At 63.0% G+C, this 18,208-nt stretch carries 10 protein-coding genes; all 10 read left to right on the top strand.

All coding sequences use genetic code 11. The features are described from left to right. Positions 1–2: 2 nt before the first annotated feature. Positions 3–266: a PAAR domain-containing protein gene (locus tag U0042_RS15150; RefSeq protein WP_114815280.1), complete on the top strand. Its 264-nt coding sequence runs from the start codon at positions 3–5 to the stop codon at positions 264–266. A 189-nt stretch (positions 267–455) separates the two neighbouring features. After that, positions 456–1,259 (top strand): lipid II flippase Amj family protein, encoded by an 804-nt coding sequence (locus U0042_RS15145; RefSeq protein WP_114815279.1) that lies wholly within the window; start codon positions 456–458, stop codon positions 1,257–1,259. Between the two features lie 189 nt (positions 1,260–1,448). Beyond that, positions 1,449–1,976, top strand: coding sequence for a GNAT family N-acetyltransferase (locus tag U0042_RS15140; RefSeq protein WP_114815278.1), 528 nt, complete (start codon positions 1,449–1,451; stop codon positions 1,974–1,976). A 238-nt stretch (positions 1,977–2,214) separates the two neighbouring features. Next, on the top strand, positions 2,215–3,060 hold the full coding sequence (locus tag U0042_RS15135; protein WP_232833640.1) for a protein-L-isoaspartate O-methyltransferase family protein: 846 nt from the start codon (positions 2,215–2,217) through the stop codon (positions 3,058–3,060). A 210-nt stretch (positions 3,061–3,270) separates the two neighbouring features. Then, positions 3,271–3,636, top strand: coding sequence for a hypothetical protein (locus U0042_RS15130; protein ID WP_157977931.1), 366 nt, complete (start codon positions 3,271–3,273; stop codon positions 3,634–3,636). Positions 3,637–4,243: 607 nt separating this feature from the next. After that, positions 4,244–12,475 carry a putative toxin gene (locus tag U0042_RS15125; RefSeq protein ID WP_157977930.1) on the top strand — a complete coding sequence of 2,744 codons (8,232 nt, stop codon included), beginning with the start codon at positions 4,244–4,246 and terminating at the stop codon, positions 12,473–12,475. A 10-nt stretch (positions 12,476–12,485) separates the two neighbouring features. Further along, on the top strand, positions 12,486–13,298 hold the full coding sequence (locus tag U0042_RS15120; protein ID WP_157977929.1) for a hypothetical protein: 813 nt from the start codon (positions 12,486–12,488) through the stop codon (positions 13,296–13,298). Between the two features lie 169 nt (positions 13,299–13,467). Continuing rightward, positions 13,468–15,465, top strand: a complete 1,998-nt coding sequence (locus tag U0042_RS15115; RefSeq protein WP_114815275.1) for a filamentous hemagglutinin N-terminal domain-containing protein — start codon at positions 13,468–13,470, stop codon at positions 15,463–15,465. 80 nt (positions 15,466–15,545) lie between these two features. Then, entirely contained in the window at positions 15,546–17,318 is a 1,773-nt protein-coding gene (locus U0042_RS15110) for a ShlB/FhaC/HecB family hemolysin secretion/activation protein (protein WP_419150529.1), read from the top strand. Positions 17,319–17,370: 52 nt separating this feature from the next. Beyond that, positions 17,371–18,198: a peptidyl-prolyl cis-trans isomerase gene (locus U0042_RS15105; RefSeq protein WP_419150528.1), complete on the top strand. Its 828-nt coding sequence runs from the start codon at positions 17,371–17,373 to the stop codon at positions 18,196–18,198. Positions 18,199–18,208 lie beyond the last annotated feature (10 nt).

The following is an 18,208-nucleotide window of genomic DNA, read 5'->3' as shown; positions in this document are numbered from 1 at the left end:
ACGTGAGAAACGTTATTCGCGTAGGTGACCCGACCAGTCATGGCGGTGTCGTGGAAACTGGCGATTCGACCTTCGAGGTCGACGGCCGCGCTGTCGCGCGTGTTGGAGACATCTGCACCTGCCCGATTGCCGGCCACCAGGGTTGCGTCATCGTCGAAGGCGATCCGGCTTTCGTGATAGGTGGCCGCGCTGTCGCGTTCGATGGACACAAGACGAGTTGCGGGGCCGTACTTTGCTCCACAGCCAGTACCTTCGGCGGCGAATGAAGGAGTCGTGATGTGGCGTGTTTCGAAGCGCAGGCTACAGGTTCTCGCGGTGCTTGAGGCTTGATTGCCGAATGCATGGAAATGCCTGCCAGTTTCGGGCATTCGGTATCGACCTTCAGTTTGATGATGATCGAAGCGGCAGCAGTGCTCCGGTAGACTTAAACCCTTGGCAAACCTCGTGGCAATCGCATGGACGCCCAGCTTTTCATTATCTGCGGACTGACATTCGTAATCCACGTTATCGCGACGCTGGCCTACGCGGTACGGATCGCTGGCGTCCGCACGCGACGTATCGCTGTGTCGTTCTCTCTGTTCGGGATCATCGCCCTTGTCTCCCGAACGGCGAACTCCTTTCAAGGGCCATTCATAGCCAAGCGCGTAGAGCTTGATATCGCCCAGCATCTTGAGCGTGGCCTGCTCGGTGATTTTCGTCTCTTCCTGGTGACAGCCACGGCGGCGAGCGTAGTCGGCGCGCTGCTGATCCCAACGTTTCAGCGATATTTCAGTCGTGCTGTCGAGCACTTTCAGGCCAAACGTTCATTGCCGCGCCTCGTGCTCCACTTTTTCAGCCGTGGCGGCATCAACTATCTGCGGGACGGTGCGCGGGTTCCGTCACGCCAAAACATCTCCCAGCTCGCGAGCGGTGCCGGGGTCTCGGGTATGGTGATAGCTCTCAACGTCTTCGCGATGGCCATCTGGACTGTCGGAGTTTTCGCGTCGCTCTACGCTGGATATCTGAAGCCAGATTTGCGTGTGACGTGCGCCAATCTATCGTCGGTGATTAATGGCTTTGCGACCGTGGTGTTAGCGGTGGTCATCGACCCGCAGGTTTCCGTCATGACGGACGACGTGATCGAAGGCCGGATCTCTGAGAATAGCTTTCGGCGAGCCATCACCACCCTTGCTTGTGCGCGTGTTCTCGGGACCCTTTGTGCGCAAATAATGCTTGTACCGGCCGCGCTGATTATCGTACGCATCGCCGAGCTGATTTAGATCTGAGTGCCCCGTCCCAACACGCTGCGCTTGACCGTTGACGGAGATAGTATGGCGGCGTCCGATTCATTGGCGTCGCACGGGCCGGGCCAGTTTCCGCCGCTCGCCATGCGCACCAAATGGATAGCAATCGGGGGATCTCCACGGCGATCTAGATGACAAACGCTACAACGAATGGAGCCACAAGCGATGGCCTCAAGAAGCATCCGCCGCGCAACAGCAGATGACGTCCGAGTTATTACGCAGATCCGAAACGACGCGCATGCGAACAAGGTGGCCCATGGCGATTATGCATGGGGCAGGGACGGAGATGGCTTTTCAGAGAGGTGGGTACTGAACAGTCTCTCGCGAAGAGCGGTGTATGTTGTCGAACACGACTGCATGCCGGTGGGGACGTTTTCTCTGGATTGGGATGATGAAACGTACTGGGGGCCTCAAGAACCAATTGCCGGCTATGTGCATGGACTGTCCGTGAGAAAGGGCTTCAACGGTCGTGGACTCGGCAGCTTCATGATCGATTGGTGCGCCACCCAGGTCAACATGCAGAACCGGCGTTTTGTTCGATTGGGCTGCGACGCGAGAAACACAAAGCTCTGTGCCTACTATGAGTCGCTTGGCTTTGTCCGTGTAGGAGTAAAGCCCATGCCCGAGCTTGGCGACTATGTCGATTCACTGTTTGAAAAATCGGCGAATCCGATGCGTGGGTCAGGATGCTAGATAGCGCTGGCGCTTTCGGCGCCGAACGGCCGCTTTGAAGCAAACTGAAGGTCCGGAGCGGGTCGCGTTATGCCCTTTGCATGAGAGGCCACATCCGCGACGATCGTCGAACTCTGTCGTCGGGCGCTAGCCGGCCACTTTCGGACGTTGGACATTGCGGGCTAGATTGTCGACAACCGATAATTTCGCTCGACTTCATCTGCTACGATAGCTCTGTCCCTTTACGGAGAAACGGTCGATGACGAACGTAGAAGTGCTTCGGGCCTTTTATGCGCGATACATAACGGCCATGGGAGCGTGCAGAGACCCGAAAATCCGGGAGGCGTTTGCGGTGGTCGAAAGGGAAAAGTATCTTGGTCCCGGTCCATGGAACGCATATACGCCGACAGGATACGTCTCGACCGACACGTCCGATCCTGCCGTTCTCTATCAGGACATTCTGATCGGGCTCAAGACCGATCGAGGCATCAACAACGGTGAGCCGAGCCTCCATGCACGTTGTCTGGACGCCGCGGGCATCTCGCGAGGCGAAACCATCACACACATCGGTTCGGGAACCGGCTATTACACAGCACTTCTTGCGCACCTCACCGGTGAAGCCGGGCGTGTGGCTGCGTATGAGATTGACCCGGGTCTCAGTGCGCATGCGACGTCGAACCTTGCTCACCTGGAACACGTCCGGGTGCTCGAAGAAAGCGGAACTAACGCAGTGCTGCCGCGATCGGATTTGATTTACGTGAGTGCGGGTGCGACGCACCCGTTGGATAGCTGGCTTGAAGCACTCAATGATGGCGGCCGCCTGATTTTCCCATTGACGCCAAACCGCGGTCTTGGCGGCATGCTGCTTGTGACACGTGTTGCGGCCAACTCATACGCGGCAAAGTTCATCTCTCCAGCGATGTTCATCGAGTGTATCGGCGCTCGTGACGATGCAACCGGGGAATCCTTGGTCAGGGCGTTCGAATCAAATACAACGGCGGCAGTCAGGTCTCTAAGATGGAAAACGCCTGCGGACCAATCTGCGTGGTTCGTGGGAGCCGACTGGTGGCTATCGACCTCCGACCCGCACGGTTTCTCTTCTTGATATAAAGGTCGAATTTGCGGTTTTGGCACATGTGGCAGACGCGTATGAGTCAAGTGCCGTCTATCGCCGATGGGCACGGACCGGCCAGAATTGGACGCTCGACGGGAATCCCGGAATCGTAAACAATCAGGCGATGGACCATGAGATGAGGTTAAATTCAAATCACGGCCAAATCCTGTCCCCGCGCACGGACCCCATCCGCCAAACAGAATGACGTGGACGCCTCCACCTCAAGGCAAGAGCAATGCGCCAACGTGGTTAAAGGCGAGCCTTACTCCGCTCTATCGCCTGCTATGCGCACTTTTGGTACTAGGCGCGCTTGTCCTCATTGTGATGCAAGTATTTGACATTCCGATTCCGTTCGATACGCTCCGGACGTTTTCGCTATTTATCCTGGCCGCGGGCGTGCTCGCGCTCACACACGCCTTGCGCACTTGGTTTTTGCGCCTGCCTATCCCGACCCGATACTCCCAACCGGTGCCATATGGCTATCCAGGATGGCGCGGCTTTCTCCAAGCCCAGTTTGCTACAGGATGTTTCCTGTTTTTCTTCGGTGCGCTGATGCTCCTGCTTTGAGTCGCAAACGTCGCCGAGTCTAATGGCCGCTTTGTAGAAAGATCGTTGTCTCTTATGGGTCCGACTCCGGAAATTCGCCGTGTGAATGCGCCGCCTCCTCTGCCTGAAGAGGTGCCATTGATGAGCCAGCGCGGGACGAACACGGCGTCCTGCAACGCGTACCAGGTAGGGAGTCCTTCGTCGCTGTGCTGATCCAGCCGCGCTTTGAACTGGACCAGCACCAGGGCGTCGTGCGACGGATAGGGCAGTAGGAGCAAATGCGTTCGAGAGCGCGCCGGCTATATGGCCTAGCCCTGCGAGCGCTGCATACATTGATCGTATAGCTCTGCGGCAGAGCGGCCCTGGACGGTCGCGCCTGGTCGCCCGATATGTCGAGAGTTCTGGAATTACGACTGGACGCGCAACAGAGACACGCGACGCGGTGGACCTATAGCGCGGAGGCGCACTGTTCGGTCGCAGGGACTTTATCTATCAAGCATATTCTTCGCGGGACGTTGTAAATCACCATCGGTTTAATTCTTCCTGACAGTGTTCGGGCGGTTTTAGCTGTAAATTTGCTGCCGTGCGGTAAGAGCCGGTAAGAAAAAACAAGCAGCTTACAGAAACCATGCGAACCACGGGGAAAGACATCCTCCGTCGCGCGATGCAGCGCACGGCGGCAAGGGACAGTGCGCGCTTCGCGCATGCTGAAGACCTGAACACGGTGCGGCCCGCACTGTGGCGCAGGGTCACGGCGGCCGTCATGGTCGTCGTGACGTACTTCGCGCCTGCGGTGTTCCTGGCCGACGCAACCGCGCATGCAGCGCCCATCGTCGATCCGCGCGCCCCCATCACCTTCCAGCCGACCATCACGCAGAGTTCGGCGGGCGTTCCCGTTATCAACATTCCCGCACCGAACGCACAGGGCATTTCCGCCTCGCAGCTCCAGAGCCTGTCGGCCGGCAGTGAAGGTCTGATCTTCAACAACAGCCTGGTCGCGGGGACTTCACTCATCGGCGGGCAGGTCGGCTCGAACCCGAACCTGGCTGGCCGCACGGCGTCGGTCATCCTCGCGCAGGTCATCTCAACCGGCAGGCAGTACGCTTCCGTCATAGCCGGGCCGCTCGAGATTTTCGGGAATTCTGCATCCCTGATCATCGCCAACCCCAACGGAATCAGCGTCCCGGGTGGCACGGCGCTCACCAACATCTCGAACCTGACGCTGACCACCGGCACGCCGCAGTTCATCACGGCAGCGGGTGGCACCCCGACCGACTTCGCGCATGCCGGCGCGCTCGCCTGGAGCGTGAACGGCGGCAACATCTCGATCAACGGGCCGCCGGGTAACGATGGCACGCCCGGGGCGGGTATCGAGGGCACCGTTGGCAACATCGACCTGATTGGCGAAACGGTTTCACTGGCCGCGCCGCTGAACGCGAACAACCGCGTCAACATCGTGACCGGCGACCAGCTCGTCACACCCACCTCGTCAGGTGCGACCGGCACCACCTGGACCACCTCATCGAACGGCAGCGCCAACACCGCCACCACCAGCGGTGCAGTCGCCATCGATGCGAGCCGGTACGGCTCGGTCACGTCAGGACAGGTGTACATCGTTTCCACCGCGGCCGGCATGGGCGTCAACATGCAGGGGCCGCTCGCCGCGACTGCCGGCAACGTGACGGTCACCTCGAACGGCGACATTGCCGTGGGCGGCACGTCCGCGACCGGGAACGTCAGCCTCGCGAGCCAGGGCAACACCACGGTCTCCGGCACGGGCGTCGCGAACCAGAACTACACCGTTTCGGCGACCGGCGACATCAACGTAACGGGTAGCGCATCGGCCGGACAGGACGCGACGCTCAATGCGGGCGGCAGCCTCAATGTCGCATCGGTCGCGGCCAACGGCAACAGCACACTCACGGCTGGCAACTCGATGACGGTGGGTTCCGTCTCCGGCCAGAACCTCTCGCTCAAGACGACGACCGGCGACATCACGGTCAACTCGGGCCTGACTGCGCCCGGCACGATCGCCGCGAACGCGGGCCGCGACCTCACCGTGAACGGCGCGGTCAATGGTGGAAGCACGGTCGGTCTTGCCGCCGCGCGCAATGCCGCCATCAATGGCGCGGTCTCGGGTGTCGGCGACACAACGATCATTGCACAGGCCGGCACGGCAAACGTTTCCGGTAGCGCCACGAGCAACGGCGCACTCATCCTCTCGTCGGCACAGGGCACGACGCTGGGCGGCACGGCCCAGGCGCAGGGGCCGGTCACCATCAGCTCGCAGTCGGGCCCGGTCACGGGCAGCGGCAACGTCGCCTCGTCGCAGGGCGCGGTCTCGCTAGCGGCGGGGCAGGACATCGGGCTCACGGGCTCGGTGCAGGCCGGCACGACGGTGACGGCGACGGCAGGCGGAAACGCCTCCCTCGGCGGTACGGTCACCGCACCCGGCGCCATCTCGGTGACCGCGGGGGGCAACAGCGCGCTCGGCGGTAACGCCACCAGCGGCAGCACACTCACCGTCACCTCGGGCGGCAGTACAGCTATCAGCGGATCGGCCTCGTCAGTGGGCGACATGAGCCTCGCTGCGAACGGTGGCACGCTCTCCACGACGGGCAGCGTGACGACGCTCGGCAACCTCACCGCGAATGGCCAGCAGGGCGTGAATCTCGGCGGTAACGTCTACAGCCAGGGCAATGCGCAGATCGGCTCCGGCGTGGGCAACGTGGCCGTCGCGGGTACGCTCACGACTCCTGGCACGGCCACCATCAGTGCTGGACAGGACGTCACCGTCTCTGGTAACGCGCACAGCGGCGGTAGCACGTCCATTGCGGCCACGCGCGACGTGACCCTGAACGGCGGGCTCGAAGCCGACGGCACCAGCAATGCGACCGTCACCGCAGGCCGCGACATTACGGGCAGCGGCGCGGTCGGCGTCGCGAACGACACGATGCTCTCGGCGGGCCGCAACATTGACATCACGGGCGCGATCCAGACCGGCAACAATCTCGCGGCGACGGCGGGCACGAGCCTCTCGGTGGGCGCGACCACGGCGGTCGGCACCGAAACGCTGACGGCCACGAACGGCAGCGCCACCCTCGGAGGTAATGCGCTGTCCGGCGGCGCGATGAACGTCACGGCGGGCACCGGCATCAGCGCGCAGGGCACTGTCCAGAGTCTGGGCGACCTGGGCATGAACGCGAAGGGCGGCGACCTGACGGCGGCCAGCACGGTATCGACCGCGGGCAATGCCACGCTCAACGCCGGCGGCAACCTGAACCTGAACGGCCAGACCACCGTCTCGAAGGACGCCACGCTCACGGGCGCGAACATCACCACGCAGGGCGTGGCGGTGGGCGGCAACCTGAACGCGACCGCCACGCAGAACCTCGACACGTCAGCGGGGCAGCTGAACGCCACGTACAGCCCGAGCGCGCCGGCACTGAGTGTGAACGGCGACGCGACGCTGAAGGGTGCGAACGTCACCACGGCCAATGCGGTCATCGGCGGCACGTACAGCGCGACCGGTACCACGGGCCTGACGACGGGTGGTACCGCGGCGTACATGGGCAACGCGACGCTCGCCGGCGGCACGGTAACAAACGTCGGCTCGCAGATGGCGAAGGGCAACCTGGCCGTCTCGGGCTCGAACGTCAGTAACCAGGGTTCGCTGTCATCGCTTGCCACGATGGCGGTTAGTGCGGCGAACCTCACTAACACCGGCACGATCTACGGCCCCACTAACGCGATCAACGTCAGCGGTGGCACCACGAACACGGGCGGACTGCTGGCGACGAGTGCGCTCAATCTCGTAACGGGCGCGCTCAACAACAGTAGCGGGTTAATCTACACAGGGGACGTGAACAATCCTGGCGCCGCCGCGGGCGATGTAACCGTAACCGTGAATGGGGGCAACGGCACATTCAACAACACGAATGGCCAGATTCTCGCGCAGCACAACCTGACGCTCTACCTGCCTAACCAGGCATTCGATCCGTCCGCAGCTGCGAGCGGCACGCTCAACCTCGGCAATGTGCTCACCATCAACGCCCAGCAGTTGAACAACTCCGGTACCTGGGCGATGCCGGGCAACAATGTGTCGATCAACGCTGCGCAGGGGTTCACGAACACGGGCACGATCAGCAAGTCCGGTGACATCACGCTGTCGACGTCCGGCACGCTGTCCAACAGCGGCACGATCACCGCAGGCAACAACGTCAACCTGTCCGGCACCGTCGTGAATCAGGCGGGCGGAACGATACACGCCGACAACGACGTGAACCTCACCGGTGTGGCCACGAATGCCGGAACGGTCAGTGCAGTACGGGATGTGAACGTCAACGGCAGCAGCTACGACAACAGTGGTGCGGTGACCGCTGCGGGCCGCAACTTCAGCGCAAACCTGTCGGGCGATCTGGCCAATACCGGTGGCACGATCACGGCACAGAACGACGTCACGATCAACGCTGCGAATGTCCTGAACAATCGTGCGGGTGCAAACAGTACGACCACGACCAGTATGGGCACGACGATTAGCGCGACTGGTCTGGGCTCCGCACTGCTCAGCGCACCGCTTGGTTTGCTGACGCTGGATGACCTCAGTACCACGCCGGACGGCTCTACAGCCGATTACCGCGCGACAATCACAGGCCGCGTAGGCGACCTGCAGCTTGCTGGCACTAATACCGCTACTGCGCCTGATCTGAGCAGCGGGGCGCTTTACGGTATTGCACTTCCGACCGTCACGCGGACCATCACAACCACGCAGCCCTCAGGGGCTGCGGGTGTGATTGCTGCTGGCCACGATCTCTCGATCACAACAGGCAATCTGGGTAATCACGGCAGCACGATTTCCGCTGGCAACAATGCAACACTGAGGGTCGCGTCGCTGGACAACGGTGGCGACGCAAGCATCACGACCGTCACGGACACCATCGATGCTGCCTCCTACGCTTCCTTCCTCTCACAGCTGAAGGCGGCCTACCAGGCAGGCACACTGCAGGCCCTGGAAGGTACCCAGACGGTGGGCGGTTCAAATGGCGCGGGCGACGTCTATATCGAAACCCTGTCGATCAACACAGGCACTGCTCCGCCGTCGGGCCAGACATCGACTTTGACCACGTGGACCAGCCAGAACGCTGGGCAGATTGTTGCTGGTAACAATCTCTCACTCACCGGCACGGGTGGCGGGCTTACGAACGCGGGCAATCTGTACGCGGCCCAGGATCTGGTTATCAGCGCCGGCAGTTTTACGAATCAGGGCTATCACACCAGTAACCTGACATCGACGTCGGGGTGTGCCGCGGGCGTTGCGCAGGATCAGTGCGGCATGTTCGGGGTGAACCTGGATAGCTCCACCAGCCTGCCGTGGACTTTCCAGCGGCCGGGTCAGGCATTCACCAATCCGTACACGACCCGCTTTCAGCAGCAGTACGTTCTTGGTAGCTACTACAGAGGCTGGGTGCCGGGCAACGATGGCTCTGCGGTTTATGGAGACCAGACCAGCACGCAGAGCTACAGCTACACGCAGACGAACAACACCGTGTTTGCCGGGCGTGACCTGATCATCGCCGCGCCGACGGTTAGCAACGCATACGGCAACCTGCTGGCGGGGCGTGACGTTGTGATCGGCGGTTCGGGCACTTCGCGCGACAACACCAATCTGGCCAGTCCGCAGACCACGCTTACGCAGGCTGGCAGCCTGACGAACAGCTCGGGGAATATCCAGGCCGGGCGCGACATGGCGCTTGCCGTTAGCTCGCTTGTCAATACGCTGACCGCACCTGCCCAGATCTATCAAAACTACGGAACCACGGCGCGCTACGGCTGCAGCGGGGCGTCATATCACTTCTGCGATGCATTCGTCGATGTGCAGTCCGGCGACGCCTCGACGATTACGGCAAACCGCAACCTGTCGGTCAGCGCGGGCACTGTGACGAATACCGGCAGCCTGATCACGGCGGGCAGCCAGGCCACCGTCACGGCCTCCTCCGGCATCACGAACCAGGACCAGACGCTCAACGCGTACTGGCACGACGCGTTCAATGGAGGGGTGATCGGCGGCTCAATGCCCCCGGACAACTTCGGCTGCGGCACATCCGGCAACTGCTCAACCCTGTTCGGCAGCGCGTATCGATCGGGCGATGGTGTCCAGCCGCCCACGCCGTACCAGAGCCTGCCCGGCACGATCCAGGCCCCGTCGCTCACAGTGACCGCTGGCGGTGCCCTGCAGAACTCCGGCAACGTGATGGGGCAACAGGTGTCGCTTACCGGTGCATCACTTGTCAACGGCCTGACCTCTCCCGGTGCCTATACCCCGCAGCCGACTGTATCGCAGCAGGTCATTCCGCTCGGGCCACCTGGCGTGCCGGTGATTGCCAGCACGGCGCTGAATGGCGCTAATGGCGTCAACGGTGCCGTTTTCCAGCCGTCCTCCATACACAGTACCGTAGGCCTGAGCGCGGGCACGGCGATTGGTGATCAGTCCGTCGGTGTGCCCGGTTCACCCGCTGTCTCCCGTGCGGGCGTGCCGTCGATGAGCAGTGTGCAGGCGGTGAATGGCCAGGCTAGTGTTTCGCCCTCGTACTTGCTCAACAATCCCGCGTCGCAGGTGATCGCCAGCGTAGGGCCGGCGCAACTGATCGCGAATCTGCCGGCTAACCTGCAGCCGTCGTCGAGCATCTTCTACTACGACCCGTTCACGGAGGATCAGGTCCTCCAGCAGGCTGCGCTCAACCAGACGGGGCAGGCCAGCTTCATCAGCGGGCTCACGTACGACAGCCAGAACCAGAAGTCGGTCACCGACCAGGAAAAGTCGGTCCTGTACGCCAACGCGATCCAATACGCCGAATCGCACAACGTTGCTCTCGGCACGGCCCTCTCACAGCAGCAGATCGCGTCGCTGGACGCGCCCATGCTCTGGTACGTCGAGGAGACAGTGCCTGAGCCGGGATGCACTGCAACGGGCACCGTCAGCTGCCCGACCGTGAACGCGCTGATGCCGCAGGTCTACCTGCCGCAAAATTATGCCGTCGTAGAGCACGACGGCGCGATTACCGGCCAGAACGTGACGCTCACAGCCAGCAACGGCGGCACGATCACCAACACCGGCGCTATCACGGCGACGGATTCACTGACCGTCAATGCCGGAACGCTGACAAACCAGCAACGCTCCACGGACATCGGTACGCAGTACACGATGGTCGGCCCTTACGGGCTTCTCACGACCACGGGCACCGTCACCCAGCAAGGCGGCTTTATGTCCGCCGGCAATTACGACCTGAACGTCGACAGGCTGGAACAGATCGGGGGGGCACTCCAGAAGCTGTCCACCGATGGTTCGATCGATACGGCGGGCACAACCCAGCAGCTTGCAGCGCTCAAGGCGCAGCTTGGCAGCAGCTTCGTACAGGGCACGGCAACCAACGACCTGCATACGAGCTTCACGTCGCTCGCGGACAGCCCGGGTGCGTTCGAGATGATCGGCATGGCTGTCACGGTTGTCGTGGCGTCGTTCATCACGGCGGGATTGGCGAGTGCCATGATGGGTCCCGTCATGGCGGGCACCGTCGGCGGTTCGATGGTCTCTGCTGGCGCCGCGGGATTCGTGGGCAGCGCCGTGTCGCAGGCCAGTACCGGTCAGTTCAGCTTTACGACGGCGCTGGAAGGCGGCGCGGTGGGAGCCGTCACAGCGGGTCTGACGAACGGCATCACGTATTCCGCCGACAATGGCTTTGGCTGGTCAGGGCTTGGCGCGAAGATCAGCGACAACAGCCTGTCGGCGCTGGCTGGAGTGAAGAACGTTGGCGGCGTGCTTGTACCTCAGGCAGGTGCCACGACGGCGTCGACCATCGGTCAGGTGGCTGTCGCGATGGGAGCGGAAGCCACGATCCAGGCTGGAGTGCAGACCGCCATCCAGGGCGGCAGCTTCCTTACGAACCTGCGCAACTCCGCGGTAAGTGACCTCGCGGCAGCAGCGGCCTACGGCATAGGTAATGCCGCCAGCGTACAGGGTTCCCCGATTGCTGTCGGCACGCCTGGCTATTGGCTCGCTCACGCCGCATTAGGCTGTGCAGCCAGCGCAGCGGAAGGCACCGGCTGCGCGGGCGGGGCGATTGGTGGTGCCACGAGTGCGGTGCTGTCGCCGTGGGTAATTGGTCAGATTGATCCGACTGGAAAACCGCTTGATCCCGGCCAGGCAGCGGCGGTGGCGGCGCTGGCTACGCTCAGTTCCGGAACACTGGCTGGATTGCTGGGGCAGAACGTCCAGGGAGCGATGACGGCGGCCCAGAACGAGGCGATCAACAACGCTGCGAAACACATCGGCGGGGTGAATCCAGACGCGGCAACGCATGATCCCGGCATGCAGGGTTACGACGCGGAGAACGATACGCACCGCGTGCTGCCTTCCTCTGGAGGAGTCGCCAACGAGGCGGAAGCCGGGGACAACGTAACCGTTGGGCAAGGCACGCCTGTTGGTGCGGGGGCTGCAGCGTACGCGCCCGGACAGGCATCGTTTCAGCGCGGGATACAATTCCAAGGCGATGCGCTGTCTGCGCTCGGTCTGCCCGAGAATACCGTACGAATTACCGTCACGTTACCCAATGGCTCGCCTGTCACAGTGGTTCCAGATGCTGTGGACGGCTCAACTATTATTGAGGTGAAAGATGTTGCAAACTTGTCGAATTCAAATCAGTTCAGAGGCTATCTGGCCACAGGTAACCCGATTCAATTAATCGTTAGTCCGAACACGAAGACAATTTCTCAGCCATTGCAAAATTTGATCAACAACTCTGGCGGATCAATTCGCGTCTTCAATCCAGCAACAGGAACATTTCGTCCATGGACGTCGAAATAGTGAGTGCCACGTGAAATTCAATATGCCGACGTGTGTCAATGTGTTGAGTCCATTGTCTCTTGTTAATTCAATGGATTTCGTGGATGCGGTTCGAACATTCCAGGAGTCGCTTCCAAAAATTAATCCTGAAAAATGGGGGTGGTGGGAGCCGCTTGATCGTGATTTTGATAGTCATGACGTCCAGAAGCTTGTCCCGGAAGGCGGACACTGCGAAACTATTTATTGGCAACGTAAGAAGCGGCCAAAGGCTGAAGGCTCGTTCGCAGTTCGGTGGTGTAGTAGGTCGCCAAAAGTTTTAGATACCCATTCCAATATTAGCTTTACAGTGGAATTAGGGCAGGTCAAGCAGGAATGTCTTGTCGCTTACTTAAAGAATGCGAGTGTTCGATCGAATGCAGACTTTGCACTTGTTGATACGCTGACGCCAGGTTACAGAGAGTTTGCGGTCGAGAGTGGGTCTGCCCCTTATGGCGAGCGATTTATGGTCGTGACGCATCTTTTGCGACACTGGCTTCCAGACGTTTTCTGGGGAACCGTCTTCGGTCCTGCATATGTACGTTTTTTTGGAATGGAACGCCTTTTAACAGCTCCGGCGTATGTCGTAGAGAAATTGGGTCCGGAAATGGTGTATGTGCAGTTAACCGAACGAATCGGAGACGCCATAGAAGACAGCGTCGGATTGCAGGTTTCTCGCCAGCTCTTTAAGGAACATCTCAGACATGATGCATTCTTCTTGTCAGGCCAAGGCTATGATCGCTTGGAACGAGGTCCGATTGGAGACGTATTCGCGGTGCCGACCTTTGAGTTGAGTGCGGATCGGTAGGTGACGGTGACCACACGCCATATTCGAAATGAACTGTGGCGCTACCCGCGAAAGCCGTGGCAGCTTGTTACGCAGATAATTGCAGATGAAAAAGAATAAACAACCGGGAGCGGTGCCAAAGGGAGGCGTCCTTCACGTCCGGGGAGTGGCCTCGCTGTGGGCCGGAGCAATGTGCCTAACGGGCATCGCACAGGCCGCCGGCATCGTCGCCGACGGCGGCACCGCAACTTCGGTGAGCACGGCCGCCAACGGCTACCAGACGGTTGCCATTGCTCCCGCCACAGGCGGCGTCTCGCACAACACCTATTCGTCGTTCAACGTCTCGTCCGCCGGCGCCGACCTGAACAACACCGGCATCAACGCCCGCACGATCGTCAACGAGGTGACGAGCACGAACCCCTCGCTCATCCAGGGGGCGATCGCCGTGCTGGGCCCGCGTGCGAACGTGATCCTGGCGAACCCCAACGGCATTACCGTCGATGGCGGCAGCTTCGTGAACGCCGGCCACGTGGTGCTGTCGACGGGGCAGGTGAGCTTCAGCGACCTCACGCTCTCGCCCGGCAACATCCAGCGCAACGTTGTGCTCGCCACCAGCGGCGGCACCATCACGATCGGTCCCGGCGGCCTGTCCGGCACGCTCGTGAACCTGGATCTCGTGGCGAAGCGCCTCGCGGTCAACGGTCCGGTCACGAACGACTTCACCAGCTCGGCGGGCGGCGTGCGCGCCACCATCGGCAGCAGCACGACCGCGTGGGATACGGGCTTCTCGCCTTCGGACAACGGCCACGACTGGCTCATCGGCACCACCACTCCTGGCAGCACGGCCTCGGGGCTTGCCGTCGACATCACGGCCGCCGGCGGCCTCACGGGCGGCCGTGTGCAGCTCATCGTGACGGACCAGGGCGCAGGCGTGCGCAACCTCGGGAAACTGTACGCGAGCGCGGGCGACGTGGTGGTCTCAGGCACCGGCGACATCACCACGGTAGACGGCTCCATCCGGGCCGAACACGACGTCGCCATCACCACACCCGGCACCGTTTCGCTGCAGGGCGGGCAGATGACCGCGGCGAACAGCGTCACGGTAAAGGCGGGGACGATCACGCTTTCCGACGATGCGACCGGACCGTCGACCCTGGCCGCAGCCGCAGGATCAGTCGGCCTCACCGCCACAGGCGACATCTCGAACACCGGCAGCGTGGTCCAGGCCGGTGGTGTCGCGGCGGACGGTACGGCCACGGGTGGCAACGTCACGCTCACCGCGGGCGGCAGCATCACGAACCGCTCGACCCATGACAACCTCGGCATCGTCTTTGCCGCGAACGGCGATGCGCAGCTCGCCGCCCAGGGCGACATCGTCAACGACAACGCCCGCATCCTCTCCAACCAGGGTGCGACGCTCGCCGCGCAGGGCGATGTGCTCAACATCATCGACCACACGGGCGGCACCAATGGTGGACAGCCCGTCGCGTACTCGCACCAGGGCGGCAGCTTCCTGTTCCTGACCCACACCACGAGCGGCTTTGACGTCGATTACGGCAGCGTGACCGAGCCGTCGCAGCTGGCGTACATCGCCTCGACGGCGGGGCCCGTCACGATCTCCGGGCACAACGTCACCAACTCGGGCGGCATCATCCAGTCGAACGGCGGCGACATCACGATCCACGCCGACGACGCCTTCACCAACGCCGCCGTGTTCTCGGGCCAGGCGAGCTACTCGCGAGGCTGCTGGATCTTCTGCCACGCGAGTGCATCGAGCACGGTGCAGCCGTATGGCGGCACGATCCAGTCAGGCAGCAACATCGCGATCACCGCGGGCAGCGTCGCGCGCAACATCGGCGGCAACGTGTTCGCGCAGGGCGACATCGACGTCACGGCACCCGTCACCTACGCGCAGGGCGTGACGGGCTACTCGGCGATCAGCCAGCAGCGCGGCTTCAAGGCGTTCTTCGGCAGCACGTGGGCGCAGATCATCGCGGCCGACGTCGGGGGCGGGTTCGCTGCAAACGGCGCCGTGTACCTGACGGGCGACGCGATCATCGACGGTGGCTCGATCAGCGCGCTGAAGGGCGTGTCCGCCACAGGCACCATCACGACGGTGCGCGCGCCGTCGCGCACGCCGGTGCAGATCGGCCAGCACCTGGGACTGACGACGTGGATCGGATACTGATGCTGGCCGTGCGCGCGCGTGACCGGCAGAACCGGTCCCTGATCCTGCAGGTGACGCTGGCTGCGCTGCCCATCCTGTTCGTGGCGCTGCCGGCGTTCGCGCAGACGCCGCCTGCGGCTCCGCCGGCGCTGCCGCCCGGCACGGCGCCGCGGCCCATCCAGGACCCCGGCCAGCAGCTGATCGACGAGCAGCGCGAACAGGCGCGCCAGCGCCAGCTCGCCCAGCCGCCCGCGTCGATCTCGGTGGCGCCGCAGGCGCCGGAGACGACGCTCGACATCCCGCCCGATACCCCGGTCGACCAGATCGTGGAGACCGGCCCCACGTTTCCGGTCAGCCGCATCGTGCTCGCGGAACCGGATGGCCGCCCGTACACGCCGCTGCCCGGCGTGCCGCGCGCGAAGCTCGACGCCATCGTCGCGCCGTTCACCGGCCACGCGCTGGGCTCGCACCGCGTCAACGTGCTGCTGAAACGCCTGACCGATGCCTTCGTCGCCGAAGGCTACGTCACCACGCGCGCGCTGCTCGGTCCGCAGAACCTGGGCTCGGGCACGCTCACGGTGACGGTCCAGGTGGGCCGCATCGGCGGCTTCAGGGTGAACGGCGAGCCGGTGTACCGCCTGAAGAAGGACGAAAAGGCGGCCGGAGGCGGCTGGCTGACCGACGCCGGCTACGAAAACGCCTTCCCCGCGGCACCTGGCGACGCACTGCGGCTGGAGGACATCGACCAGGGCGTCTCACAGATCAACCGGCTGCGCCGCAACCAGGCCGAGGTGCAGATCCTGCCGGGCCAGAGCCCCGGCGAGTCGGTGGTGGCGGTCGGCAACCGGTCCGGCGACCGGCTCTACTACAGCCTGGGTGTCGACAACTACGGCAGTTCCACGACGGGCGTGACACGCTACCGCGCCGGTGTCGAGGCGGACAACCTGATCGGCCTGCAGGAATCGCTGAGCCTGAACTTCATCGACAGCCTGGACAGCAATGCGCTGGTGGGGTCGCTCGCCATCCCGTTCGGGCGACATACCTTCAGCTACACGCTGTCGGACTCGGAATACCAGCAGGTAGTGGGTACCACCGCGCTGCTGTGGGGCCGCACGCTGAGCCACATCCTCGGCTGGAACTACACGCTGCTGCGCTCGCAGGCCGACATCGTGAACCTCGATGCGACGCTGTCGTGGCGGCGCACGGACCGCGAGCTGAACGGGAGCATCGACCTGAACCCGCAGCGGATTGCCGTGCTGCGCACGGGCGCAAACTGGCTGCACAGGTTCGCGCTCAACGGGTCGGCGGGCAACGTCACGCTCGATGGCGGCGTATCGCAGGGCCTGCCGTGGCTGGAGGCCGACCACGACGCGCACGGCATCGCGCGCACCGATGCGCACAGCCAGTTCACGAAGTTCGACATGACGGCCACGTATACGCTGCCGCTGCCGTCCATCGCGCGGGTGCAGCTGGCGTACCGTGGCGCGCTGGGCGGCCAGTACACGAACGTGGCGCTGTTCGGCTCGGAGCAGCTGTACCTGGGCGGCATGGATACGATCCGCGGCTTCCGCTCGGGCGAGATCGCGGGCGACCGGGGCATCTGGTCGCGCAACGAACTCGCGTGGGTGAATACGCCCGCGTGGCACGATGGCCGCGTCGAACCCTACGTGTTTCTCGATGCGGGCAAGGCGAACCTGGTTGCCGTGCCGGGTTTCCCGTCGCTGGTGGGGGTAGGCGCGGGCCTGCGCGCGCAGTGGCAATGGCATAAACAGATGCTGTCGGGCGAGCTGCTTGCCGGACGCGCACTCACGCAGCCGGCCGTCCTCGGGCCGAAGGCGACCCTCGTTCTTGGAACACTCAACTGGACCTACTGAAGGCACAACGATGAATAGAATCTCCCTGCGGATCACGGCGGCTGCCGTCCTCATGCTTGCGGCCGGCGTCGCTGTACCCGCAATGGCGCAGACCGCGTCTGCCCCCGCCGCTGTGCTGCCGGTGGGCACGGTGGCCACCGTCAATGGCGTGGCGATCCCGCAGTCGCAGCTCGATGAAGCCGTGCGCGTCGCGGCCCAGGTGGCGCACCAGCCCGACACGCCCCAACTGCGCCAGGCGCTCAAACAGCAACTGATCGCGCGCGAGCTGTTCCGTCAGAACGCGGAGAAGGCGGGCTACGGTTCGAAGCCGGAAGTCCAGCAGGCGATCGAAGCGGCAAAGACCAATGCCGAAACACAGCTGTACCTGAAGGACAGCATCCATGCCGCGCCGGTGACCGATGAGCAGGTGAAGGCGCGTTACGACCAGATCGTGGCGTCGCTGGGCAAGAACGAGTACAAGCCGCGCGTGATCGCGGTGCCTGACGCGATGACTGCGGCGACCGTGCTCAGCGAGCTGAAGGCGGGCAAGCGCTTTGACGTACTCGCCCAGCAGTACAGCGTGGCGCCGAGCAAGGCGAATGGCGGCGAGCTGCCGTGGGTGAGCTTCAAGACGCCCGTTACGGAGGGCAGGACGCAGGGCTTGCCGCTACCCGTTGCGCAAGCCATCACGCAGTTGCCGGCGGGCGGCGTGACGCCCGAGTCGATTCCGGTCGGTAGCACGAGGCTGATCGTAAAACTCGATGCGAAGCGGCCAACGCAGGTGCCGGCGTTCGACGCCGTGAAGGAGACGATCCGGCAGCAGTTGCAGGCGCTCGCGCTGGAGAAGGCCGCGGCCGACTTCACGGCAGGGCTGCTGAAGGGCGCGACGGTCCAGCAGTAGGCAATGTGCT

This window comes from Paraburkholderia kururiensis (assembly GCF_034424375.1).
In the GTDB taxonomy this organism is placed as follows: Bacteria; Pseudomonadota; Gammaproteobacteria; order Burkholderiales; family Burkholderiaceae; genus Paraburkholderia; species Paraburkholderia kururiensis_A.
This window is presented reverse-complemented; position numbering and strand designations above follow the sequence as displayed.

Coding starts and splice junctions, on each gene's coding strand:
- U0042_RS15135 (WP_232833640.1), top strand. CDS start 2,215: ATGACGAACGTAGAAGTGCTTCGGGCCTTTTATGCGCGATACATAACG.
- U0042_RS15105 (WP_419150528.1), top strand. CDS start 17,371: ATGCTTGCGGCCGGCGTCGCTGTACCCGCAATGGCGCAGACCGCGTCT.
- U0042_RS15140 (WP_114815278.1), top strand. CDS start 1,449: ATGGCCTCAAGAAGCATCCGCCGCGCAACAGCAGATGACGTCCGAGTT.
- U0042_RS15130 (WP_157977931.1), top strand. CDS start 3,271: ATGACGTGGACGCCTCCACCTCAAGGCAAGAGCAATGCGCCAACGTGG.
- U0042_RS15115 (WP_114815275.1), top strand. CDS start 13,468: ATGTGCCTAACGGGCATCGCACAGGCCGCCGGCATCGTCGCCGACGGC.
- U0042_RS15145 (WP_114815279.1), top strand. CDS start 456: ATGGACGCCCAGCTTTTCATTATCTGCGGACTGACATTCGTAATCCAC.
- U0042_RS15125 (WP_157977930.1), top strand. CDS start 4,244: ATGCGAACCACGGGGAAAGACATCCTCCGTCGCGCGATGCAGCGCACG.